Source organism: Agathobaculum ammoniilyticum (assembly GCF_025567315.1).
Taxonomy (GTDB): Bacteria; Bacillota; Clostridia; order Oscillospirales; family Butyricicoccaceae; genus Agathobaculum; species Agathobaculum ammoniilyticum.
This window is the reverse complement of sequence record NZ_JAOQJE010000012.1, coordinates 41,138-63,430: the sequence shown is the minus strand read 5'-3', so window position 1 is coordinate 63,430 and position 22,293 is coordinate 41,138. Positions and strand designations below refer to the sequence as shown.

The following is a 22,293-nucleotide window of genomic DNA, read 5'->3' as shown; positions in this document are numbered from 1 at the left end:
GCCGGAAGGGGCCGCGCTGTCAGGTTACAGCGCGGCCCCTTTCAGCGAAGAAACAGATAATCCTTTTCTATCGGCGGGTCAAACCGAACCCATAATCAAGCGCGGTAGCCAGAGCGAAAGCTCCGGTATGTAGGTGGTGAGGATCAGCGTAGGCACATAGCAGAAGGCGATGATCGTCAGCATCGGCTTCATCATGCTCTTGGTGTCCACCTTGCAGATACGCCCGCCCAGGTAGAGGAACGGCGCGGTCGGCGGGGTTACGTTGCCCATGCCGAGGTTTACGCCCAGAATAGCCGCCATTTGATAGGGGTTCACGCCAAGCTCCATGCCAATCGGCAACAGGATCGGCGCCACCAGCAGGGTGCCGCTGACGTCATCCATCAGCATGCCGATGATGACCATAAAAATGTTAATCATCAGCAGAACCAAGTACTTGTTGTTGCCGGTCACGGTGAGCAGTGCGTCCAGAATCATGGATGGAACGTTGTTCATGACCAGAATGCGGCTGACGACCATGATGGTGCCCAGCATAACCATGATAACGCCGGTGGTGACCGCGGATTCCTTGAAGGTGCGGCCCAGTTCCCTCATCTTGGTCCCTCGGTAAATCAGAATGCTGACAGGGATCGAGTAAACGATCGCCACGCCGGCCGCCTCAGACGGGGTCATAAAGCCACCGTAGATGCCGCCCAGCACGATGATCGGCATAAACAGCGCCGGAATGGCGTGTACGGTGGAGCGGTAGGTATTGGACATCCAATCTTTCCGCGACATCTTTTCCGTGACCATGACATCCGGATACTTTTTACACATGACAATGCCGCAGATACCGATAAGTATCGTCAGGATAATGCCTGGGATGACCGTTGCCATAAAGCAGGTCAAAACCGAGAGGTTGCCCGACCATGCAAACAGTATCTGAATCGAGCTTGGCGGGATAAGCATGCCGATCGGCGCGGCGCAGGCCAGGACGGCCGCCGCAACCCCCATCGGATAGTTGCGCTCGCGCATTTTCGGCGCCATGATCGAGCCGATGCAGGACAGAGTCGCCGCGCCGCTGCCGCAGATCGCGCCGAATACCGCGCAGGCTACCGAAGACACCGCGCACAGCGCGCCCTTGACACGACCGGTAAAGGCCTCTACAAAATTGACCAGCGCGCTGCCGACGCCGCCCTTTTCCATAATCGCACCCAGAATGATAAACAGCGGGATCGCGATCAGCACCGAGCTGTTCATCTTACTGTAAACTGTGGTGAACACGAAGGAGGCGTCGAAGCCGAGCGTCAGCACGAGCCAGATCGTCGCCGCACCGAACGAATACACGACCGGTACGCCCACGACAATACAGACCAGCAGGATTGCAAATGCAACACCCAATTCCATTACTCGCTTCCCCCTTCCTCCGCAGGCTCTTTCGCCTTGCCGAAATCCTTATCCAGTAACACACGGAAGAAGTTAAACACCGTGTACAGTTCCATCAGCAGAAAGCCGACCAGCAGCGGCATCTGCGAAAGGGACATGGGGATTTTCAGGCCGGTCGTCACGGCATTGAACCTGAGGTTGAACGCCATATACTCAAAGCCCCAAATGCAGAACACCAAAATCACCACAAAGCTGACCGCCTGGATGACCAGTTCCACAATCTTCTTGGAGCGCGGCGACTTGAACACCGACGACAGCATATCGCCCTTGATATGCGAGCCTTCGTAGCTTCCGTAGATGCCGCCAAACCAATAAAGCCACATTGCCACAACGCACAGGACCTCTTCCTGTCCGAAAAAGTTCATCTGCAGGATATACCGCATCACCACGCCGACAAACACAATGCCGGCCGCCAGGATGCTGGTGATAATCATTACGGCAGATTCCACTTTCAGCAACGCGCGGAATATGATATTATTTTGGATTTTATCCATGATCGCCACTGCACGATTCCTCCTTCCGGATATGCTATGCAGCCTCCCGCAGGCCGTTTGCTATCAGTGAATTGAATATTTCCGTATCCAGCGTGTTTTCGTACTTCGGCCATACGTTGGTGCGGAAATGCTCGCGCATCGTTTCATATTCTTCCTCTGTCGGCCGGTAAATCTCGATACCCATGGCTTCCATATCCTGCATCGCCTGCTCGTCCAGCCCCTCCATCTGGTCTGCAAAGCTCATTGTGGATTCTGCAAACGTATCGCTGATAATGGTTTGGTACTCAGCAGGCATACCGTCGTACAAATCCTTGGTCATAATACAGATGATACTTTCAAAACTGCAGCGCGCATCTCCGAAATATTTTAAAACATCGCGGAAGCTAAGATAATTGACATAAGCACCGCCGCCGAGCCAGCCGTCACATACGCCGGTCTGGAGGGAGGAATAAAGCTCGCTGTAGTTAATTGTTACGCTGTTAAAACCAAATCCTTCTGCGGTCCACAGATAACCGTCCGTCGAGGGGCAGCGAATCAAATACGGCTTTGCTGCATTTGGATCCATCAGATTATCGATGACCTTGGCAGCACCGACTCCCTGCGCGCCGGCAAGATAGATACCCAGGGTTTCAATATTCAAATTCCTCTGGTGTTCCAGGACCGTCTGGAAGAAATACGAATCGGGATTAACGATATACTCCTTTGCTTCCTCATATGAACTGGCCAGATATGGTATGTTCATAATTTCCAGATTGGAATCATATGTCGTAAGCACGCCGCTGACCATCAGGTCGATCGTGCCTTTCATGATCTCCTCATAAACCGAGGTATAATCGCCCAGCTGGTCGGAGGGGTAAATCTGGATCTTGACGTTCCCGCCGGTTTCCTCTTCGATTTTGTCGCACGCGGCCTGCACGGCAATGGTCATTTCATGGTCTGCCGGATACAGCGTGGCTAAACGCAGTTCATATGTCTGCTCGCCGTCCGCGTTGGTTGCGCCGCTGGAGTTGCCGCATCCGCCCAGCGCCAGCGTGGATGCGCCCATAGCGCCCAGCAGGGCCAGGCTGATAATTCTCTTTCCCAGATGTTTCATTGATGATCGCTCCCTTTCTCTCCAATTTCTTTGTTTCGGACTGTATACCCATCTCCCCGTGAAATCCTAAGCATCTGTGCCGCGCGCATTGCGGCGGCACAGATGCCTGCGTTCGGTCCGGCTTTCAAAGGAAGCCGTAATAAGGGGTCTGCGTTACCGTGGACTTAACGTATTTGATCAGCGTGATCGCATCGTATACCGGCAGGTTCAGCTCTGCCTGCAGGCGGTGCGCGTAAGGCGGCATATCCGTGCATTCCAGCAGGATCGCGCCGATATCCGGATTCTCCTCGATCATGCGGTGCGCGATGCCGGAAAGCTCATCCCCCACCTTGTCGTAATCCAGGCCGCCCTTTCCAGTTAGGATATTGGGGAACTCCTCCTCGTCCTGCGCGCCGTATACCACGCAGCGCTTCTGCAGCTCTTCGCTGATGCTGCACGCCTCGAACAGCGATTTGGTCAGCGTGTTTTTGTTTGCAGTCATAATGCCGACCTTCTGATCGGATTTCAGGCCGACCAGCACCCACGGCACCTGCACCATGGAGGACAGGTAGCAGGGTACGTCCAGCTGGTCTGCGACCAGCTTCTGATAATGGCCGAAGAAGCCGCAGTTCGCGCAGATCGCGCGGCACCCATCCATTTCCAGCTGCTTGGCGGCAGCCACGATATTATCCACCAACGACATATCGCCCGCCAGGATATTATCGATGCCCGAGCCTTTCACCTCGATGAATTTTACTGGAAAGTCGTAGGTATAGGCATTGGATACGTTGCCGGGAAAGAACGGAAGATGCGCCCACAACTGAAGAATACCGATCGGGAAGCCGTTCATCAGCTGACCTTCCGTTGTATCGTATCTTCTGTTGGGTGTATTGGGACCCATATAGCCCCAATTTCGAATGATCTTGCTCATGGCGTTTCCCTCTCTTCGCTGTCAGATGTTTTTTATTTACTTCTTGCCTGTGCGCACATAGGCGAGCAGTGTATCCTTGTCCATGCCCTCGATGCCCAACTCGTCCAGGCCGCAGCCTTCGGCGCGCCAGTCGCGCTCATGTACGATATTGATGATGTCGATGAAGCCGTTGGTCAGCGGCATCGGAACGCCCACCACCTCGGCGATCGCCGCCCATGGAACCAGTCCGAACGGGATATCCTCGGTCAGATAGCGGCTGCTGAGGTCGTTCGGGCCGCAGATCGGCGTCAGGCCGATCGAGCCATGTCCCTCCTTATACAGATCCTGCCAGGTCCATTCATAGTCGTCCGGACGGCCGGCGAAATCCTCCATCGGGCGGAGGTTGTAGCCCAGCACATTGCCCAGCGCCTTGCGCTCCTTATCCATCGCGATGTTCAGGCGGCACGCGGAGGGCGTCCAGCCGTGCTCGTACAAGAAGAAATTGACCTGCGGGCTTTCAATGCGGGAGATGTTGAACAGCACCGGTCCGGCGTGCCAATCGGGGTTGACGATCGCAAGGCCGCACTCCAGGCAGTCATGGTAGATTTTCTCAAACGGGAACAGATCCTCGCGCATCTCGTCGATCAGCTCCGGCCCCTTATCCGCCGGCAGGAACGCAATATTGATCGGGTTGCGGCCGAATACGTTGACCTCGCCCGAGCCAGGGGCGGTCAGACGGGAGTCATACGGCAGGTTGTTCGCATCCGCGAAGATCGGGCAGTCCGGATCGTCGCCGAATATGTTTTTCATGACCAGCGCGGAGAACGCGCCCGGATAGGTGACGACAATCTGATCCTTATGCAGATGGCCCTTGAGCAGCTTGGCGTAGCCCAGGTGGGTGAACGCCGGCGCTACCAGGCAGATATACCGGCAGCCTTCCACTGCCTCGGCGATATCGTCAGTGACCATATTCAGCTCGACCGGCCCCTGCAGCTCCTTGATATTGCCTTTCAGTCGGATGGTCTTGGTTTCGAAAACCTTTTTCATGTTGCCCTTGAACTGGGGCATTTCGTACAGATTGACCGTGTGTCCCTTAAACGCAAACTCTGCCGCCATCGTGTGCGCGCCGTTGCCGCCGCCCAAAACTGCAATTTTTTTCGGTGTCATAACCCATTCATCCTTTCAGCATTTTGATAGAATCAACAAATATCGCCTGTGGTTTGTATTTCGATATTAGCATAGTCCACAAAATACTACATCCTACGATATGGATTAAATTTTTTTATCAAGCGGGCCGTTTCTGCATCATACCATACGACAACATGGACGAAACGAACAAATTTCTTCCCCCGCGCCTTATGCACTTTTATGCTGCTTTTCTATTTTTCCGGCGCCGCCGCAAACACCGCCGCGTCCGGTTCTCTCCACCCCCATTCAGGCATACGATAAAAGCAGGGCGCACACCCTGCCCGTGTCCTTGTCTTTCTCCCGTGGTTCCCCGCCATTTCGCGAAAGGAGGCCTCCCCCATGACAACGACGGTCAGCATCGAGCCCTGCGACCCGCCGGTGACGCAGGGCGAATTCAAGGCGCAGCTCTGCCGGATCCGGCAAGGCTTCGCACGCCCGCTTCCGGCAAAACCGGCATAGCGGTCATCCCCGCCTCGTAAAACGCACAGAAAGGAGAACGCTGTACGGTCGCCATCTATACCCGACAGTCCGTGGAACGCGCGGACAGTATATCGGTCGAGCAGCAGGCGCAGCTCTGCCGCGGCGCGCTCACTACACGCGAGCTGCAGTCCTGCCGGGTGTACACGGACAAGGGCTTTTCCGGCAAAACCATCAACCGGCCCGCGCTCCAGCGGCTGCTTCACGACGCGGAAAACGGCCTGGTTGACAAGATCCTGGTCTACCGTCTGGACCGCATCAGCCGTTCGGTCCATGACTTTACCGGCCTGTGCGCCCAGCTGTCGGCGCGCGGCGTCCACTTCCAATCGGTCGCCGAGGGCCTTACGCTCGACGACTCCCCCTCCGGCACGGTCATGGCGCAGATCATGATGGTATTCGCGCAGTTCGAACGCGAAACCATCCAGCGCCGCGTCACTGACAATTATTTTGCCCGTGCGAAAGCCGGCATGTATCTGGGCGGCCGGCCACCGTTCGGCTTCAGCAAGGGGGAAACCACGATAGGCGGCAAACGAACCGCCTGCTATGTGGCCGATCCCGTGCAGTCCGCGCTGATGGCCTCGCTCTATGCGCGTTACCTGCAGGATGGGGAAACGCTGGGCTCGCTGGTGCGCTGGCTGAACGCGGGCGGGTACCACACCGCGCGCGGCGGGAGCTGGTCGACGCTGCCGCTGGGGCGCCTGCTGCGCAGCCCCGCTTTCGTGCGGGCGGACGCCGCGGTTTACTGCTATCTGCAGGGCAAGGGCGCCACGATGAACGATCCAATTGACGCCTATGACCAGCGGCACGGCTGCTACTGCTATGCGCCGCACCAGTCCGGCCACCGCCTGTCCGACCTGTCCGGCAGCTTTATCACCCTCGCGCCGCACGAGGGGATCGTGGACGCTGCGTGCTGGCTGGAAGCGCAGCGCAAGCTCGACCGCAACCGGACGCTGTGCAGTAGCGGCGCAGGGACGCACAGTTGGCTGTCCGGCTTGATGAAATGCCAAAAATGCGGCTACGCGATCACTGTGGTCAACAAGCCCGCCGGCATGCGCGGCCACTATATCAACTGCGGCGGGCATAAGCGCGGGAACGCGGTCTGCCCGGGCCGCGGCACGGTCGTGACGCTGGAGCAGATCGAGGAAGCAGTCCAGACGCGCCTGCTCGATTTCCTGCGCAGCTACCGTGCGGTGGCCCCCCAAACGCAGCGCCGTCCCGACGCCCGCCTCAACCGGCTTGCGGCCGCCATCGCCCAGCAGGAAGACGAGATCGGCCAGCTCACGCGAAACCTTGCGCACGTTCGCGAGACCGATGTCATACATATCGTTTCCGCGCAGATCCACGAGGCCAACCACGCCCTGTCCGAGCTGAAGCGCCAGCGCGACGCCCTGCTCTACACCCATCCGCAGGACGATCTGGAGCCGTTTTTCCAGGCCATTCTGACCGAGTGGCCGGATTACACCATTCCCGAAAAGAAGAAGATTGCGCAGGCGGCTATCCGGCGGGTCGTCGTCGGCGACGATACCGTCGAGGTCGTGTTCCGTTTGCCCTATGGCGCCTGAATAAAAAAACGGACGAAGGCCGTTAGGCCTCCGTCCGTTCTGGCGGATCGATCCGGTATTCCCCGTAGCAGCGGCCGGCCGCTTTTCCGCAGCGCTTTCATGCCTTGGTTTGCTTTTCCAGGAAAGGGAGCTGGCTTTTTGTATCAACATCATACAATTCGCGCGCGCTGTCCGCAGGGACGAGCACGCAGTCCGGCCGCCGGAGCAACGCGCGGCCGCCCTCGTCGCCTGTGAGCGCGTACAGGCCGGACACAAGCGCTGCGGCGAACAGCGCGGGGTTGCCCAGCCGTCCGCCGCAGCACACGCGCGCGCAGGGTACGCCCGGTCGGGCCGCATCCAGCAGGCGTGCCATGGTGGAAGCGGTCAGGTACGGCTGATCGGCTACGACAAAGGCGACGAAATCGCCCGCCTGCAGCGCAAGCGCGTCCAGTCCCGCGCGGATGGTGCAGGACAGGCCATTTTCACTATCCGGACTGTACACAGCGCGCACGCCCAGTGCCCGCGCGCCGTCCAGCACCGCGCCGTACCGCGAGACCACGGCCAGCGTACAGTCGTCCCGCGTTTTGGCAAGCGAAGCGAGCATGTCCAGCCCGTGACGGTAGAGCGGCCTGCCCTCTAATGGATACAGCAGCTTGTTTTCCCCAAAGCGGCGGCCGCTCCCGCCCGCAAGAAACAGGATATGCGTCATGCCTGCCCGCGCCGGATGCCCCGCAGCACCTTTTCCGGCGTGATAGGCAGCTCGCGGTGCCACACGCCGGTGGCGTTGTAGATCGCGTGCGCGATCGCGGGCGAGGGCGTGTTGATGACGATCTCGCCGATCGACTTGGCGCCGAACGGGCCGGTCGGCTCGTAGCTGGATTCAAACTCCACATGCAGTCTGCCCATGTCCAGACGGGTGGGGAGCTTGTACTGCATCAGCGAATTTTCCATGATGCGTCCAGTCGGCTCGTAGGTCACGTCCTCGAAAAGCGCCATGCCGATGCCCTGCACGATGCCGCCCTCGGTCTGCACCCGCGCGAGGCTGGGGTTGACCGGCGTGCCGCAGTCCACGACCGCGGTGTAATCTAAAACGTCTACCTGGCCGGTTTCGGTGTCCAGCTCGATCTCAACCATGCCCACCATAAACGGCGGGGGCGAAACCGGCGAGGAGTGCGAGGCCGTGGCTTCGACCGCTGTGCCGTTGCCGCACATGGACTTGGTCGCAATGTCGAACAGCGTGACCTCGCCCGTGCCGTCCAGCTTGCGCACCGTGCGGCCCGCGAATTCCAGCCCGTCTGCCGCGCAGCCCAGCAGGTCCGCCGCGACCGCGCAGATGTTCTCCTTGAGCTGGCTGCACGCCTTTTCGACCGCCTTGCCAGTGACGTAGGTGGTCGAGGACGCATACGAGCCCGAGTCGTAGGGCGATGCGTCCGAGTCCGCGCCGAACACCGTGATATCGTCCACCGAGCAGTCCAGGCACTCGGCCGCCATCTGGGCGAGGATGGTGTCGCAGCCCGTACCCATGTCCGCCGCGCCGATCATCAGGTTATAGAAGCCCTCGTCGCTCAGCTTGAGGGTCGCGGAGCCCACGTCCACGCCCGAGATACCCGAGCCTTGCATGGCCATGGCCACGCCCGCGGCGCGCACCTTACCATTCCCCATGTCGCGCACGGGGTATTTTCCGTCCCAGCCGAACAGCTCCTTGCAGCGCGCCATGCAGCGGTCGAGCGCGCAAGCGCTCGCCGGCTCGTTGTAGTACGCGGCCATGACCTGGCCCTCGCGCACCATGTTCTTTTCGCGGATCGCAACCGGGTCGATACCCAGCCGCGCCGCCAGCTCGCTGACCGCGCTCTCGACCGCGAAGATGCCCTGCGTCGCGCCGTAGCCGCGGTACGCACCCGCGGCCTGCACGTTGGTATACACTACGTCGTAGGCGAAGCGGAACGCCTCGAGATTGCCTGTGTACAGCGGGATGGATTTATGGCCGGACAGGCCGACCGTGGTCGGGCCGTGCTCGCCGAACGCGCCCGTGTTGGACAGGGTGTATACGTCAATCGCGCGGATCACGCCGTCCTTATTTGCGCCCACGCGCACATGCACCTCCATCTCGTGACGCGGCGAGCCGGCGATCTGGCACTCCTCGCGGGAGTAGATCATCTTGGCAGGCTTGCCGGTTTTCCACGTGACGAGCGCAGGGTACACCTCGGCCACGACCGTCTGCTTCGCGCCGAAGCCGCCGCCGATGCGCGGCTTCTCGACGTGGATTTTGCTCTTGGGGATGTCCAAGGCGTTGGCGATGATGCGCCGCACATGGAACACGATCTGCGTGGAGGACACGATGTGCAGGCGGCCGTAGTGGTCGATCTCAGTGTAAGTGCGGAAAGTCTCCATCATGGCCTGCTGGCAGGCCTTGGTGTGGTAGACGCGATCCACGACCTCGTCGCAGCTGGCCAGCACCGCGTCCACGTTCCCGTCGCCGCAGATGTCGCTCGCGCACAGGTTGCGCCGGTTGTCCGCCCCGACCGGACAGAGCGAGCGCCAGTTCTCCTCCGGATGCACGAGAATTGCGTTATCCTTGGCCGCGCGGAAGTCAAGCAGCGGCTCAAGCACCTGATACTTCACTTTGATAAGCTCCAGCGCCTTATCCACCACTTTTTCGGTTTCGCCCGCGACGACCGCCACCGCGTCGCCCACGAAGCGCACGCGCCGGTCGAGGATCAGCCGGTCGTAGGGCGACGGCTCGGGGAAGGTCTGCCCCGCCATAGTAAAGCGTTTTTGCGGCACATCCTTGTAGGTGAAAATGCACTCGATGCCCGGCACCTTGCGCGCAATGTCCGTATTGATCTCCTCGATCAGCGCGTGGGCGTGCGGCGAGCGCAGCACCTTGACCACCAAGCAGTCATGCGGGGTCACGTCGTCCACATAGGCGGGCCTGCCAAGCAGGAGCTGCATGGCGTCCTTTTTGCGCACGGGCTGATTCACCACGCGGAAGCGGTTCTCACTCATGCCCGCGCCTCCTTCCGGCTGTCCAGATACGCTCGGATGCCGCGCAGTTGCCCCTCATACCCCGAGCAGCGGCACAGGTTGCCCGCAAGATAGGCGCGGATCTCGTCGTCGGTCGGGTCGTGGTTCTCTCGCAGCAGCGCGATGGTGTTCATCACAAAGCCCGGGTTGCAGAAGCCGCACTGCTCCGCGCCCTGGTCGGCGATAAAGCCGACAAAGTCCGCAGCTTCCTCCTGCAGACCCTCAAGGGTCTGCACATGGCGCCCCGCCACGCGCGCGGCGAGCACGCTGCACGACAGTACAGGCGTACCGTCCAGCAGTACGGTGCAAAGGCCGCAGTTGGCGGTCTCGCACCCGCGCTTGACCGAATAGCAGCCATGGTCGCGCACCAGGTCGATCAGCAGGGTATCCGCGCCGATGGACGCGGTCAGCGACCTGCCGTTGAGCGTCAGTTTGATCTCCATGCCTTATCCCTCCTTACTGAGCGCGAGTGCCGCGCGGCGCACCAGTACCTCGCAGACCGCACAGCGGTAATCCGCTCCCGCGCGCAGGTTGCCGCCCAGCACCGCTCGGGCAGCGATATCGGCCGCAAACGCGCGCGCGCTGTCCTCTGTGATACCCTGTGCAAGCGCGCCTTTCTCGTCCGCAAACGCCGCGGCGGGCATGGGGCGCGCGCCAACGGCGCATGTATACCGGCCGTCCCGCTCGCTGAGCGCCACGGCCAGCACAGGGAAGTCGGTCGAGATGTTGCGCTGGGACAGATAAACCGCCCGCTGCGACGCTTTGGGGAGGGTGACGTGCGTCAAAATATCCCGCGTGACGCGCGGCAGCGCAGCAAAGTCCGCAAGCGGCATTTCGCCCGCATGATGCAGCGTGACCGCCGCGTCCAGCGCGAGAAACAGCGTCAGTACGTCCGAAAAACCGAACCGTCCCCACAGGCTGCCGCCCACGGTGGCGCAGTTGCGGAACTGCACGCCCACAATATGGCGCAGCGCCTCGGCCATCGCACCCTGCGTCAGCACGGCCAGGCCCGCGTGCGTCTCGAGCGCGCGCAGAGGGACCATCGCACCGATGCGGTATCCCGTTTCTGTCTCTTCGATCCGGTCCAGCCCAAGCCCGCACAGGTCGATTGCCGTCCCAACACTCCTGTGTTGCATCTTGAGCCAGAGCATACCGCCCAGCACTACGCTGCTTTTTTTCTGACAAAGCGCGTACGCTTCGTCCAGGCTCTCCGGCCTGACATATTGCCCGATCGTCAACAAAGCTGTTCCCTCCGTATGGTCTGATGTGCTTATCATAGCATGTGCGCGCGCAAAAAACAATTTGCCGCGCGCTTTTTCGTTATCCTTTGTCAATAACAACGTCTCCCTGACGCACAACCGGCTTCCGGCGCGCCTGTGCGCCGGAAGCCGGTATCCTCTGTGCCTACGGGAAAAAGCCTATGCGTTTTCCTCTTTTTTCTCCTGGGGCAGCAGCACGTTTAGCAAAATCGCCACGAACGCCGCGGGTACGATGCCCGAGCCGCCGAAAATGAGCTGCACCGCCTGCGGCAGCCCCGCCAGGACCGCGGTATTCGCGCCCAGGCCGTAGCCTAGGCCGAGCGCGACCGAAACAATGGTCATATTGCGCGCGGTCAGCGGCTCGCGGGTGATGAGCTGGATGCCACTCATCACGATGGACGAAAACATCATGACCGCCGCACCGCCCAGCACGCTCTGCGGCATGATCGACACCAGCGCCGCCAGCTTGGGCAGCAGGCCGCACAGGATGAGGAACACCGCGCCGCACGCGAGCGCGAAACGGTTGACGATCTTGGTCATCGTGACCAAGCCCACGTTCTGGCTGAACGAGGTATTCGGCAGCACGCCGAATACCGCCGCGAACGAGGAGCCAAGCCCGTCGCACACGATGCCGCCGGAAAGCTCCTTATCGGTCGCCTCGCGGCCCATGCCGCCCTCCATCACGCCGGAAATGTCGCCCACAGTCTCCACCGCGGTAACGATGAACATAATCATCACCGGCGCGATCGCACGCACGTCGAACACGACCGGCACCGGCATGAGCTCAGGCACCGCGAACCAGCTTGCCTGGGCAACCTTGTCCCAGTTGAGCACCCACGCCTTAGTGTACTCCACGCCCTCGGCCGTTACCCCTGTCGTGGGCAGGAACAACGGCAGCACCGCGCAGATCACATAGCCAACGATAATGCCGATCAGGATGCAGGAGTAGCTCAGCATGCCCTTCGAACAGTGCTTGAGCACCAGGATGACCACCAGCACGGCCAGCGCCACCAGCAGGTTTTCCACCGAGCCGTAGTCCTGCGCCGAGCTGCCGCCGCCGAACGAGGCCACGCCCACGCTGATCAACGACAGGCCGATGGACAGCACGACCGTACCCGTGACGACCGCGGGGAAAAACCGGCGCAACGGCTTGAGGAAAAAGCCCAGCACGCCTTCAAACAATCCGCCGATGATGGACGCGCCCATCATCGCACCATAGGCGAGGATGCCGCCGCCCATCACCTGCGCCACGCTCTGAAACACGCCAATAAAGCCCGAGCTGGTACCCATGATGATCGGCACCTTGCCGCCCACCGGCCCGATCGAGAAAAGCTGTACCAGCGTGACGATACCCGCCACCAGCATTGCATTCTGCAGCAGCGACACCTGGACCGCCGCGAACTGCTCCGCGTCGCTCATCGCGGCGCACGCGCTGGTGATGATCAGGATGGGGGTCAGGTTGCCGACGAACATCGCCAGCACATGCTGCAGCCCCAGCGGAATCGCCTGCCCCAGCGGGATTTTGGCCGTGAAGTTATACGGCCCGAAAAAGGATTGCTCCTTCTTTTCGTTTTCCATATTGTCCTCCCTGTTTTGATTTAGTGAAATGATACCCCCATTATAACAAATATCCCTGTTTTGTCCCACTCAGTTTGACAATTTTTTGTCCAAATCCCGCATTTTCTACATTTGGTTCAAGTCCGGCCGCCCAAAATCCGGCCGCGTTGGCCTTTTTTGCCATATCCCGTCTGCATTTCGGTGCGTCTTACCGGACCGTATGAAAAAAACCGGCTGAATCCAGCCGGTTTTTTTCATACGGTCCCTGCAGCGCGCTCAGTCGCGGAACTGCACGGTCTGGGTTGCCGCATCCATCCCGTCCACGATGGCGAGAGATTCCACGCGCAGCCCCTTTTCCCGCAGCAGCTTTCCACCGCACTGGAAGCCCTTTTCGATCACGATGCCAATACCGGCCACGCGCGCGTGCGCGGCCTCGACAATCTGGCACAGGCCCATGGCCGCGCAGCCATTGGCCAGGAAATCGTCGATAATCAGGATGTTTTCCCCGGGCCGCAGGAAGCGGCTGGCAACAATGACCTCATACCGGCGCTTGTGGGTAAACGATTCGACCGGCGCGGACAACATGGTCCCGTCCAGGTTGATCGACTGCGCTTTTTTGGCGAATACAACGGGTACGCCGAAATACTGCGCCGCGATCGCCGCAATGCCGATGCCGGAGGCCTCGATCGTCAGGATCTTATCGATCCGCTCGTCCGCAAACCGGCGCTTGAACTCCCTGCCGATCTCGTTAAACAGACCGATATCCATTTGATGATTGAGGAAATTGTCAACCTTGAGCACATTACCCTCTTTGATCACACCGTCTTTTCTGATCCGTTCTTTCAAAAGTTCCATGGTCGCGTTCTTCCTTGTCCGTACTGAAGTATCTTTGTTATAAAGCATACCATTTTTCCGTCCGGCTGTATAGCTTTTTTTCGACCTTTTTTCCAGAGGCTCCCGTATCCTCCCGCAACGCTGCGCGACCGCAAGGACCGCATGAGCATGTATTCCGGCCTGGAGGTGCGCGTGCCGTTCTGCGACCACCGCATCGTGGAATATGCTTATAATATGCCGTGGGCGTTCAAGGCGCTGGACGGGCGGGAAAAGGGCGTTGTGCGCAAGGCCTTTGAAGCCATGCTGCCGGAGGAGATCGTCTGGCGCAAGAAAAGCCCGTATCCCAAGACCTTTCATCCGGTCTATACCCGCCTGTGCGCCGACTATGTGCGCCGCATTTTCGCGGACAGCGAATCCATCGCCTCCGCCCTGTTCGACCATGCCGCGGTGGAGGCGCTGATGGAGCGGCCGGAAAGCCTTGCCGAGCCGTGGTACGGCCAGCTTATGCGCACGCCGCAGATCTTCGCCTATATCGTGCAGCTCGACCGGTGGTTCAAGCAGTATAAGGTCCGTCTGGCCTGACCACCGGCACATCCATCCAATCATACAGGAGGTCGCTATCCATGCCCGATCCCGCTACCAGCTCGGCCGTGCTGCGTGTTGTCGTAACGACCGCGCTAGGCGCGCTCCCCCTCGCGGGCGCTTCCGTGACTGTATCCACCGCAGCCGACCAACCCGGTGAACGGACGCTGCTTTACAGCGTCCGCACCGATCAGAACGGCATGACGCCGCCCATGGAGCTACCCACCCCGCCGCTGTCCAACTCCATGACACCGGACAGTGGCACGCCGTTTTCCCTCTATACCGTAGAAGTTGCCAAGGAGGGCTATACGCCGCTTACCGCTCTGCATATCCCCATGTTTCCCGGCATTCCAGCCGTGCTGCCGGTCGCGCTGACCCCGCTGGAGGAAAACCAGCCGTCCAGCCAGACCGATCTGACCGCCACCGGCGACCCACAGGTGCTATACCATTCCGAAACGGGCGGAGAGGAGTGAACGAAATTGCCTGAACAATCCCCCGTCGTTATTCCGGAAACGATCACCGTGCATCTTGGCGCGCCCTCATCCAACGCGCAGAACATCACCGTTCCCTTTGCCGACTATATCAAAAATGTAGCCTCGTCTGAGATCTACCCCACCTGGCCGGAGGAGGCGATCCGCGCCAACATCTACGCGCAGACATCCTATGCTCTCAACCGTGTGTTTACCGAATGGTACCGCGCGCAGGGCTATGATTTCGACATCACAAATTCCACGCGCTACGATCAGTCCTTCGTCCCTGGGCGCGATATCTTTGAGAACATCTCCACCATCGTGGACGATATGTTCAACAACTATCTGACGCGCGGCGAAGCAATCGAGCCGCTGTTCGCCCAGTACTGCAACGGCACGACCACGACCTGCCCGGGCGGGCTGAGCCAGTGGGGTACGGTCCCGCTCGCCGAGCAGGGCATGAGCGCGGAGGAGATTGTGCGTTCCTTTTACGGGGACGACATCAACTTTGTACGCAACGCACCCATCGCCCCCAACCTCGGCGGCTCCTGGCCGGGCGTCACATTCCGGCTGGGCGACGTGTCAGAGGAGGTCCGCATCATCCAGAACCGGCTCAACCGCATCTCGACCAACTATCCCAACATTCCCAAGATCTATCCCGTGGACGGAATTTTTGACGCGGACACCGAGCGCGCTGTGCGCGCGTTCCAGCAGCAGTTCAACCTTGCGGTAGACGGGATCGTCGGCAAGTCCACTTGGTATCGCATCGCCTTCATATATAACAATGTGAAACGTCTGAGCGAGCTGGACAGCGAAGGGCTGCGGCTGGAGGATGTTTCGCGTCAGTTTCCAACCGAACTGCGCGAAGGCGCGACCGGCCCCGGCGTGCAGCTTCTGCAATATTTTCTGGCCGTGGCGGGAGAATATTACGACCAGCTCCCCCGCTGGCAGATCAATCAGCTGGACGGCGTCTTCGGCCCCCAGACGCGCGAGGCCGTTACCGCCTATCAGCGTATGATGGGCCTGCCGGAAACCGGCGCTGTGGACCGCACGACCTGGAACGAGCTGCTTTCCACCTACCAGTCCATTCTGGCGGCCCGCCCCGAGCAGGAATGGCTACAGGAGCTTGCCGGCCTGCCCGAGATCTTCCTGGTGGAAGGCATGCGCGGTGAAGAGGTGCGTCGGGCGCAGCAGGTGATCAATATTATCGCGCGCTCCTATCCGGAGGTGCCGGCCGTCGGCATTGACGGTATTTTCGGCCCCGCGACGCGCGACGCGGTCTCGGTCGTGCAGGCGCTGGTCGGCCTGCCCGCCACCGGCGCCATCGGCCCGCTGACCTGGGAGTATATGGCGCAGCTCGCCAGCGATGTGCTTGCGGGCAGTCAAACCAGCGAGGGGCAGTACCCCGGCTATCCGGTGGGAGAGGAGGCAAGCGCCTGATGTACAGCGAAGCACAGCGCCGCGCGCATATTTTTGACCTGCAGACCTTCCTGCGCCGTATCCAGCTCGATCAGGCACATGTCCATCCACTGGTTCCGGACGGCATCTTCGGTCCGGAAACCGCGGCGGCGGTACGCGATTTCCAGCGCCGCAACGGCCTGCTCGTTACCGGCACGGCCGGCTATGAAACATGGACTGCAATTTACCAAGCCTATCTGCTCCTGCTCTTGGGCGACACGCTGCCTGCCGCAGTCTCCTTTTCCCCTGCCGGTTCTGACGGGCAGTTGGCTGCCGGAGACAAGGGCCCGTCTGTCCTTGTTCTGCAGCTCCTGCTTTCCTCGGCGGTGCCCCATTTTTCCTCCGTGACCCCTGTTCCGCTCACCGGAGAATACGACCGCGCGACAGCGGACGCTGTCCGCCTTGCTCAAGGGGTGTTCCTGCTCCCACAGAACGGCGTGACCGACCGCGCCACTTGGGAAGCGCTCGCCCTGTTTCACAACAGCTTCTTCGGCCGCACGCCGCTTCCCTGGCTGCTTGCGGAGCTCTGATACCCGTTTTCGTAGCAAAAAAGGACGCTCCCTTCCGGAACGTCCTTTTTGATTTTCCCGCTTATTCCGCGGCCGCTTCATCGGAAGCCGCGCTGTCGTCCGAGTCCGAGCCGTTCAGAATCTCCGCGACTCCTGCCGGCGCGTAATCGTATACGTTCTTATAGTTGATCTCGTCGTACACGTCGGTGGTTTCGACCTCTGCTTCGGTCATCCACTGGCTGAGGAGCGCGTCCATCGTCCGGCCCATCTGCGTGGCCAGGTCAGCCTGATAATTGATGAACTGGTTTTCGTAATCGAGCGCCGTGCGCTGGATGATATGATAGCCGTAGTCGCTCTTGACAAGGTCGGAAACCTCGCCCTCTGCCAGCGCCTTGGCGCCCTCGTAGAACGGTGTGACCATATCGCCCTCGGTAAAGATATACCCGTCCGGATTGCCTTCCAAGCCGCCGTCCTCGCTGTATTCGTTCATCAGGGCGTCAAAGTCCTCGCCCGCGTTGATGCGGTCCAGGATGGACTGCGCCAGCGCCCTGGCCTCCTCGTCCGTGCGGAGCGTCTCGCCTGTCGAGGGGTCGACGGTCAGGATCAGGATATGCTTGGCCGAGATGTAGTTGTCGCGGAAGTGCTCCATCAACTCCTCGTCCGTCGGCTTGTCGATCCCGTCCGAGCCGTAATAATACTCGTTGAGCGCGGAGTAGCACTGCGTGATATACAGGAAATTCATATAGGTCTGGTCGTTGAAGCCGAGCTGCGCGATCTTCTGCAGATAGCCGTCGTAGCCGCCTGCCTGGTCAATGGTGTCCTTACGCAGGGTAGACAGCTCTTTCTGGTTGCTGTAGGACAGCTCCAGACCGGCCTTTTCAAACTGCTCCAGCACAACGCGCGAGTAGACCGCCTGGTCCTTGGCAAAGCCCGGCATCATCACGCCCAGCATCTCGGCCGAGCTGTCGTCGCTCCACAGGCCCATCATGCCGTACTGTGAATACATGTTTTCGTAGTACTTCATGTTATAGATCATGTAGGTTGCGAATTCCTCCGCCCTGACCTCATCGCCGTTGACCGTCATCACGACAGGCGAATCCTCCCCCATCGGCTGATAGGAAACCGATACCTTGGAGCCCTGCCAGTAGGTGATGCCCAGTACGATTGCCAGCAAAACGACCAGCGCGGCAATACGCTGTACCCATTTGTTCATATTCCGACTCTCCTTGTATTGCAAAAAACTAAACAGACTTTTGTTATTATAGCACTGTTTTCCGTTCTATACAAGGAAAAACACAAAAACGTCACAAAGCGCCGTCGTTCTTCTCCCACTCGCGGTATTCCCGTGTCGCGTAATTGGTATAGCTGTTCTGCAGATTTTTTCCGCTCCACCCCTGCGTCAGCTCTTCCGGCGCGCGGTACGGGAGGCTGACCGGCTGCCGGCGGTGGCAGTAAATCAGGTTCGCGCCGCCGAACACGTTGCTGCCTTCCAGCTCGATGATATACAGCGTGTAGCCGCGTTGCGCCTGCGCGCCGAACGGGTAACTGACCGTGCCGGTGATGCGCGGCGCGGTCTGTACGCCGAAAACCCAATCGGTCGTGGTCACCATTTCGTTTTTGAGGTTGGGCATCGCGGCCGTATAGCTCTGCCCGTCCTTTTCATAGAGCAGGACGCCGCCAATCAGCTCCGCCGGCTCATCCTGCCACAGCAGCGCCAGCGCATCGCCCCACCAGGCCGCGCCCCGCCGCCATGCAAAGTGGTTGAGCACCGCCATGCGGTTGCCCGGCAGCTCGATATACACGGCGCTGACATCCATCCATTCCGCGCTCTCGGAATAACCCTCCGGATAATTCTCCGGCATGTTGCTGACGCGGCCCTCGCCCGGGTCAAAAAGCATCTGTTCCTGAACGCTTTCCACATAGAGCGCGCCCTCCAGCACGGCCACATGCTCGTCGGACAAGTCGGCCGCCACGTTCTCCGGCATGCCGAGCGCCGCCAACGCCTGCCGCTCCGCCGCCATCTCAGGCGTGGGCCGCGGCTGCGCGTCCAGCCGGGGATGGTTGACCCACAGGCTGCCGCCCACCACCAACGCCGCGCACAGTGCAACATAGCACCAGCCGAAGCGCTTGCCGCTCACCTGCACCGGCGCAGCGGTCAGGCAGTAGCCCGCGTCGCCCAGCCCGTCGCTGATGCGGAACATGGCTTTGACAATCACAACAAACGCAACGAGCATCGGAATCCCCGCCAGCCAGCTGTGCGACAGCGGCGACAGCGCCAGCGCAACGCACATGAGCTGCCAGACAACCGCCGAGCGGAGCGGGTCGCCCTCGGGTGCGACGCCTGCCTGCTCGTACACGCGCCGGAGGCCCGCCCGCAGCGCGCAAAGCTGTACGATCCCCGCCGCCGTATGCACAAGGCCAAGGGCGACGGCGCACGATCCCTCCGGCAGGTGCGGCGTGACCAAAAGGCCGAGATACACTGCCTGCCAGACCAGTTCTGCAAGGGCCAGCGCCCATGCCGCGCGGAACCCCGCGCCGCACCGCCGCAGCGACCGGAAGCCCAGGTAGGACAGCAGCACGCCGATCATAGGCATCAGGTATTGCAGGTACAGGAATTCCAGCCCAATATGCGTGAGGATCACGCCCCAGACGATATAGCGGATGGGCGTGTCCCAAGGATTGACCTCCCCGACCGCGCTCTCGCGCGGCAGGGCTTCCCCAAGCTCCTGTTCCAGATAACGGTCGAATTCCTCCTGTTCCCGTCCGGTCATAGCGCATCACCTCCCATCAGCCTGCGCAGCCGGCCGCGCAGGCGGTACAGTCGCCCTTCGACCGCCCGCTCGGTCAAGCCCAGCTCGGCGGCGATCTGCGCGGTGGACTGCAGATAATAATACTTGCGGTAAAACAGCAGCCTTTCGTTGTTGCTCAGCGCATCCACCGCGCGCCGGAGCTGTGCGGCGCGTTCCCGACGCAGCACTTCCTCCTCCGGCGAGGGGGACGCGCCCGTCCGCTCCTCCAGTGTCTCCTCTGGCGTATGCCGCCGCCGGAGGCAATCCACCGCCGTGTTGCGGGCCACCGCGGTCACCCAGGCCGCAAGGCTGCCCCGATCGCTCCGGAATGTGCCGAACCGGTCCCAAACGCGCAGGTAGACGTCGCTGACGCATTCCTCCACATCCTGCTCGTCCCGCAGGATACCACGCACGATGTACCGCACCATATTGCCGTACTGCTTCTGCAGCAGGGCGATACCCTCCTGGTCGCCCGCGGACAGCAGCTCGGTGATTCTGTCATCCATACCGCCGCCCCCTTTCCCCATCTGTCTTTACTCTATCTTACGGAAATTTCCCACCGAACCCACGCCCTGTTTTCAATTTGTAAACCACATACAGGGCCGTCCGCGGGATGAAAAAACGGCACAGCGTTCCGCTGTGCCGTTTTCCGTTGTTTGTTTATTCCATCAAGCCGACACAGTCGTAATACGGCTTTTCAGCAATCAACTTTTTGTTATCTTTAAACAAAGTATGTCCCAATGTAATCACCAAATAGTCCGCTTTCTGCAAAACCTCCGCAAAGGGTACATTCGGGATGCCCTGCACCTCGCCGTCTTTTGCGAACGGCTCGCAGGCGATCACATTCACGCCTTTTTCCTGTAGAATATGGCACAGCTCGATCGAGGGGGACTCGCGCAGGTCGTCCACATCCGGCTTATAGCTCAGGCCGAGCACGCCGACCGTATCCGTCACCCTGGCGAGCGAGGATACCACCTTGCCCGCGACAAAGTGCGGCTTGTTCTCGTTGCGCTCGCGCGCGGCGAGGATAACCTTGGCCTCGGCCGGAAACTGCTCATAGATGAACCACGGATCTACCGCGATGCAGTGGCCGCCCACGCCCACGCCCGGCGTCAGGATATTGACGCGCGGATGGCAGTTGGCCAGCTTGATCAGTTCGAACACGTCGATCCCCATTTTGTCGCAAATGACCGACAGCTCGTTGGCATAAGCAATATTGACATCGCGGAAGGTATTTTCGGTCAGCTTGCACATTTCGGCGGTCAGGTCGTCAGTCTTGTGGACGACCCCCTTTTCCAGCACCTTCTCATAGATGGACGCCGCCATCTCGGCGGCTTCCGGTGTGCGCGCGCCAACGATGCGATCGTTGTTCTTCAGCTCGTACATCATATTGCCGGGGATGACGCGCTCCGGACAATGCGCGACGTGCAGCCGGTTCATATCGATGCCGGACTCCTCGCCCAGCACGCGCGCGAGCATCTCGGTCGTATGCGGCGGCACGGTGGATTCCAGAATGACCAGATTGGACGGTTCGATCACCTTGCCCGCCATGCGGCCCGCGGACTCCACGAATTTCAGGTCAGCCTTGTGGCTGCCGGTTTCGTCCTGGTAGAACGGTGTCGGCACGGCGATATAGAACACATCCGATCGGGTCAGCTTGGAGGAAAAATGCAGATGCCCGTGGGCGACCGCCTTCTCGAACGCTTCCTGCAGGCCCGGCTCCACGATATGAATATGGCCGCCCTTGAGCGTCTCAATCGTTTTTTCGTTCACGTCAAAGCCGCAGACCTCAAACCCTGCCTCGGCCAGCGTGATCGCGGTCGGCAGGCCGATGTAGCCCAGCCCCATGACAGTAATTTTCATAATTTTCGTACCTCATTCAGCAAAATCTTCTTACATTATACCACTTTTTTCGCAAAATTCAACGTAGTGTTTGAATTTTTGCCCAAATACCGCTATAATGGATACTGTAGCGATTTCATACCCAAACGATAGGATGTATGCTTTATGATTTTTCAGGGCCTGCTGGACGATGCGCGCTCAATCCGCGACCGCGATCCCGCCGCACGCACAACACTGGAGGTCTTTTTGCTGTACCAGGGCTTCCACGCGCTGATCTACCATCGCCAGGCACACTGGCTGTATCAGCACAAGCTCTTTTTCCTTGCGCGGGCGCTTTCCCAGTTTGCCCGCCATATGACCGGCATCGAGATCCATCCGGGCGCGACCATCGGCCGCCGCCTGTTCATCGACCACGGCATGGGCATCGTCATTGGCGAAACCGCTGAGATTGGAGACGACTGCACGATCTACCACGGGGTCACGCTCGGCGGCACCGGCCATGACACCGGCAAGCGCCACCCGACCATCGGCAACAACGTGCTGATCGCGACCGGCGCCAAGGTGCTCGGCCCGTTCACCGTGGGCGATAACAGCCGCATCGGCGCGAACGCGGTGGTGCTGCAGGAAGTGCCACCCAATTCCACGGTCGTGGGCGTCAAGGCGCGCGTGGTCAAGATTGACGGGCAGCGCGTTTCCTCCCCGTCCTACGATCTCGACCAGGTCAACCTGCCCGATCCGCTCGCGCAGGAGCTTTGCCGCCTGCAAAGCCGCGTATACGCCAACGAGCAGCGGCTCAAGCGCGAGGAACAGCGGGAACGCGAAGCAGACGAATAACACCGAAAAAACAGGCAGGGAGCCGCGGCCC

The 22,293-nt window shown here is 60.2% G+C and carries 21 protein-coding genes; 6 read left to right on the top strand and 15 right to left on the bottom strand.

The window, feature by feature from the left end:
• Nucleotides 1-78: 78 nt before the first annotated feature.
• The 5 genes from OCV66_RS12245 to OCV66_RS12225 all read right to left on the bottom strand — a co-directional run bounded on the left by OCV66_RS12245 (nucleotide 79) and on the right by OCV66_RS12225 (nucleotide 5,065).
• The gene (locus tag OCV66_RS12245; RefSeq protein WP_054327945.1) at nucleotides 79-1,383 is read right to left on the bottom strand and encodes a TRAP transporter large permease; all 1,305 of its coding nucleotides are present in this window, start codon (nucleotides 1,381-1,383) and stop codon (nucleotides 79-81) included.
• Nucleotides 1,383-1,916: a TRAP transporter small permease gene (locus OCV66_RS12240; protein ID WP_242977969.1), complete on the bottom strand. Its 534-nt coding sequence runs from the start codon at nucleotides 1,914-1,916 to the stop codon at nucleotides 1,383-1,385. Before OCV66_RS12240 ends, OCV66_RS12245 begins: the two co-directional genes overlap by 1 nt.
• Before the next feature lie 34 nt (nucleotides 1,917-1,950).
• On the bottom strand, nucleotides 1,951-3,009 hold the full coding sequence (dctP, locus tag OCV66_RS12235) for a TRAP transporter substrate-binding protein DctP (RefSeq protein ID WP_054327947.1): 1,059 nt from the start codon (nucleotides 3,007-3,009) through the stop codon (nucleotides 1,951-1,953).
• Between the two features lie 124 nt (nucleotides 3,010-3,133).
• Nucleotides 3,134-3,919, bottom strand: a complete 786-nt coding sequence (locus OCV66_RS12230) for an aspartate/glutamate racemase family protein (RefSeq protein WP_082397312.1) — start codon at nucleotides 3,917-3,919, stop codon at nucleotides 3,134-3,136.
• A 36-nt stretch (nucleotides 3,920-3,955) separates the two neighbouring features.
• Nucleotides 3,956-5,065 carry an NAD/NADP-dependent octopine/nopaline dehydrogenase family protein gene (locus OCV66_RS12225; RefSeq protein ID WP_147574458.1) on the bottom strand — a complete coding sequence of 370 codons (1,110 nt, stop codon included), beginning with the start codon at nucleotides 5,063-5,065 and terminating at the stop codon, nucleotides 3,956-3,958.
• 533 nt (nucleotides 5,066-5,598) lie between these two features.
• On the opposite strand from OCV66_RS12225, the gene OCV66_RS12220 reads away from it, so the two are divergent.
• The gene (locus OCV66_RS12220) at nucleotides 5,599-7,125 is read left to right on the top strand and encodes a recombinase family protein (RefSeq protein ID WP_262564626.1); all 1,527 of its coding nucleotides are present in this window, start codon (nucleotides 5,599-5,601) and stop codon (nucleotides 7,123-7,125) included.
• A 97-nt stretch (nucleotides 7,126-7,222) separates the two neighbouring features.
• On the opposite strand, the gene OCV66_RS12215 is transcribed toward OCV66_RS12220, so the two are convergent.
• The 6 genes from OCV66_RS12215 to OCV66_RS12190 form a co-directional block, all read right to left on the bottom strand.
• Nucleotides 7,223-7,813, bottom strand: coding sequence for a nucleotidyltransferase family protein (locus tag OCV66_RS12215; RefSeq protein WP_054327951.1), 591 nt, complete (start codon nucleotides 7,811-7,813; stop codon nucleotides 7,223-7,225).
• Complete coding sequence (locus OCV66_RS12210) at nucleotides 7,810-10,110, bottom strand: xanthine dehydrogenase family protein molybdopterin-binding subunit (RefSeq protein ID WP_147574457.1); 2,301 nt, start codon at nucleotides 10,108-10,110, stop codon at nucleotides 7,810-7,812. Before OCV66_RS12210 ends, OCV66_RS12215 begins: the two co-directional genes overlap by 4 nt.
• Nucleotides 10,107-10,571, bottom strand: coding sequence for a (2Fe-2S)-binding protein (locus OCV66_RS12205; RefSeq protein ID WP_054327953.1), 465 nt, complete (start codon nucleotides 10,569-10,571; stop codon nucleotides 10,107-10,109). The genes OCV66_RS12210 and OCV66_RS12205 overlap by 4 nt, the downstream gene beginning before the upstream one ends.
• A gap of 3 nt (nucleotides 10,572-10,574) precedes the next feature.
• Complete coding sequence (locus OCV66_RS12200) at nucleotides 10,575-11,369, bottom strand: FAD binding domain-containing protein (protein WP_186950142.1); 795 nt, start codon at nucleotides 11,367-11,369, stop codon at nucleotides 10,575-10,577.
• A gap of 177 nt (nucleotides 11,370-11,546) precedes the next feature.
• Entirely contained in the window at nucleotides 11,547-12,965 is a 1,419-nt protein-coding gene (locus OCV66_RS12195) for a uracil-xanthine permease family protein (protein ID WP_054327954.1), read from the bottom strand.
• A gap of 255 nt (nucleotides 12,966-13,220) precedes the next feature.
• Nucleotides 13,221-13,799, bottom strand: a complete 579-nt coding sequence (locus OCV66_RS12190; protein WP_054327955.1) for a xanthine phosphoribosyltransferase — start codon at nucleotides 13,797-13,799, stop codon at nucleotides 13,221-13,223.
• Between the two features lie 141 nt (nucleotides 13,800-13,940).
• Here OCV66_RS12190 and OCV66_RS12185 point away from each other — a divergent pair, with 141 nt between their 5' ends.
• From OCV66_RS12185 to OCV66_RS12170, 4 genes are read left to right on the top strand one after another with little or no spacing between them, the layout of a single operon-like run.
• Entirely contained in the window at nucleotides 13,941-14,360 is a 420-nt protein-coding gene (locus OCV66_RS12185) for an asparagine synthase-related protein (RefSeq protein ID WP_082397314.1), read from the top strand.
• Nucleotides 14,361-14,401: 41 nt separating this feature from the next.
• A complete protein-coding gene (locus OCV66_RS12180) occupies nucleotides 14,402-14,833 on the top strand; it encodes a hypothetical protein (protein ID WP_054327957.1) in 432 nt (143 codons plus the stop codon).
• A 6-nt stretch (nucleotides 14,834-14,839) separates the two neighbouring features.
• Entirely contained in the window at nucleotides 14,840-16,270 is a 1,431-nt protein-coding gene (locus OCV66_RS12175; protein WP_147574455.1) for a peptidoglycan-binding protein, read from the top strand.
• Nucleotides 16,270-16,818, top strand: coding sequence for a peptidoglycan-binding domain-containing protein (locus OCV66_RS12170; RefSeq protein WP_054327959.1), 549 nt, complete (start codon nucleotides 16,270-16,272; stop codon nucleotides 16,816-16,818). Before OCV66_RS12175 ends, OCV66_RS12170 begins: the two co-directional genes overlap by 1 nt.
• 61 nt (nucleotides 16,819-16,879) lie before the next feature.
• On the opposite strand, the gene OCV66_RS12165 is transcribed toward OCV66_RS12170, so the two are convergent.
• The 4 genes from OCV66_RS12165 to OCV66_RS12150 all read right to left on the bottom strand — a co-directional run bounded on the left by OCV66_RS12165 (nucleotide 16,880) and on the right by OCV66_RS12150 (nucleotide 21,449).
• Complete coding sequence (locus tag OCV66_RS12165) at nucleotides 16,880-18,010, bottom strand: peptidylprolyl isomerase (RefSeq protein ID WP_054327960.1); 1,131 nt, start codon at nucleotides 18,008-18,010, stop codon at nucleotides 16,880-16,882.
• Nucleotides 18,011-18,101: 91 nt separating this feature from the next.
• Entirely contained in the window at nucleotides 18,102-19,568 is a 1,467-nt protein-coding gene (locus OCV66_RS12160; RefSeq protein WP_147574454.1) for a hypothetical protein, read from the bottom strand.
• Entirely contained in the window at nucleotides 19,565-20,092 is a 528-nt protein-coding gene (locus tag OCV66_RS12155; RefSeq protein ID WP_159068093.1) for an RNA polymerase sigma factor, read from the bottom strand. Before OCV66_RS12155 ends, OCV66_RS12160 begins: the two co-directional genes overlap by 4 nt.
• Nucleotides 20,093-20,246: 154 nt before the next feature.
• Nucleotides 20,247-21,449 carry a nucleotide sugar dehydrogenase gene (locus OCV66_RS12150; RefSeq protein ID WP_107631126.1) on the bottom strand — a complete coding sequence of 401 codons (1,203 nt, stop codon included), beginning with the start codon at nucleotides 21,447-21,449 and terminating at the stop codon, nucleotides 20,247-20,249.
• A 144-nt stretch (nucleotides 21,450-21,593) separates the two neighbouring features.
• Here OCV66_RS12150 and epsC point away from each other — a divergent pair, with 144 nt between their 5' ends.
• On the top strand, nucleotides 21,594-22,262 hold the full coding sequence (gene epsC, locus OCV66_RS12145; protein ID WP_054327965.1) for a serine O-acetyltransferase EpsC: 669 nt from the start codon (nucleotides 21,594-21,596) through the stop codon (nucleotides 22,260-22,262).
• The last annotated feature ends 31 nt before the right edge of the window (nucleotides 22,263-22,293 follow it).

Excerpts from the sequence above, each read along its gene's own strand:
- OCV66_RS12155 (WP_159068093.1), bottom strand. The coding sequence starts at position 20,092 with ATGGATGACAGAATCACCGAGCTGCTGTCCGCGGGCGACCAGGAGGGT.
- OCV66_RS12190 (WP_054327955.1), bottom strand. The coding sequence starts at position 13,799 with ATGGAACTTTTGAAAGAACGGATCAGAAAAGACGGTGTGATCAAAGAG.
- OCV66_RS12210 (WP_147574457.1), bottom strand. The coding sequence starts at position 10,110 with ATGAGTGAGAACCGCTTCCGCGTGGTGAATCAGCCCGTGCGCAAAAAG.
- OCV66_RS12195 (WP_054327954.1), bottom strand. The coding sequence starts at position 12,965 with ATGGAAAACGAAAAGAAGGAGCAATCCTTTTTCGGGCCGTATAACTTC.
- OCV66_RS12170 (WP_054327959.1), top strand. The coding sequence starts at position 16,270 with ATGTACAGCGAAGCACAGCGCCGCGCGCATATTTTTGACCTGCAGACC.
- OCV66_RS12185 (WP_082397314.1), top strand. The coding sequence starts at position 13,941 with ATGAGCATGTATTCCGGCCTGGAGGTGCGCGTGCCGTTCTGCGACCAC.
- OCV66_RS12215 (WP_054327951.1), bottom strand. The coding sequence starts at position 7,813 with ATGACGCATATCCTGTTTCTTGCGGGCGGGAGCGGCCGCCGCTTTGGG.
- OCV66_RS12165 (WP_054327960.1), bottom strand. The coding sequence starts at position 18,010 with ATGAACAAATGGGTACAGCGTATTGCCGCGCTGGTCGTTTTGCTGGCA.
- OCV66_RS12245 (WP_054327945.1), bottom strand. The coding sequence starts at position 1,383 with ATGGAATTGGGTGTTGCATTTGCAATCCTGCTGGTCTGTATTGTCGTG.
- OCV66_RS12205 (WP_054327953.1), bottom strand. The coding sequence starts at position 10,571 with ATGGAGATCAAACTGACGCTCAACGGCAGGTCGCTGACCGCGTCCATC.
- OCV66_RS12180 (WP_054327957.1), top strand. The coding sequence starts at position 14,402 with ATGCCCGATCCCGCTACCAGCTCGGCCGTGCTGCGTGTTGTCGTAACG.
- OCV66_RS12225 (WP_147574458.1), bottom strand. The coding sequence starts at position 5,065 with ATGACACCGAAAAAAATTGCAGTTTTGGGCGGCGGCAACGGCGCGCAC.
- OCV66_RS12160 (WP_147574454.1), bottom strand. The coding sequence starts at position 19,568 with ATGACCGGACGGGAACAGGAGGAATTCGACCGTTATCTGGAACAGGAG.
- OCV66_RS12230 (WP_082397312.1), bottom strand. The coding sequence starts at position 3,919 with ATGAGCAAGATCATTCGAAATTGGGGCTATATGGGTCCCAATACACCC.
- OCV66_RS12150 (WP_107631126.1), bottom strand. The coding sequence starts at position 21,449 with ATGAAAATTACTGTCATGGGGCTGGGCTACATCGGCCTGCCGACCGCG.
- dctP (WP_054327947.1), bottom strand. The coding sequence starts at position 3,009 with ATGAAACATCTGGGAAAGAGAATTATCAGCCTGGCCCTGCTGGGCGCT.
- OCV66_RS12240 (WP_242977969.1), bottom strand. The coding sequence starts at position 1,916 with ATGGATAAAATCCAAAATAATATCATATTCCGCGCGTTGCTGAAAGTG.
- epsC (WP_054327965.1), top strand. The coding sequence starts at position 21,594 with ATGATTTTTCAGGGCCTGCTGGACGATGCGCGCTCAATCCGCGACCGC.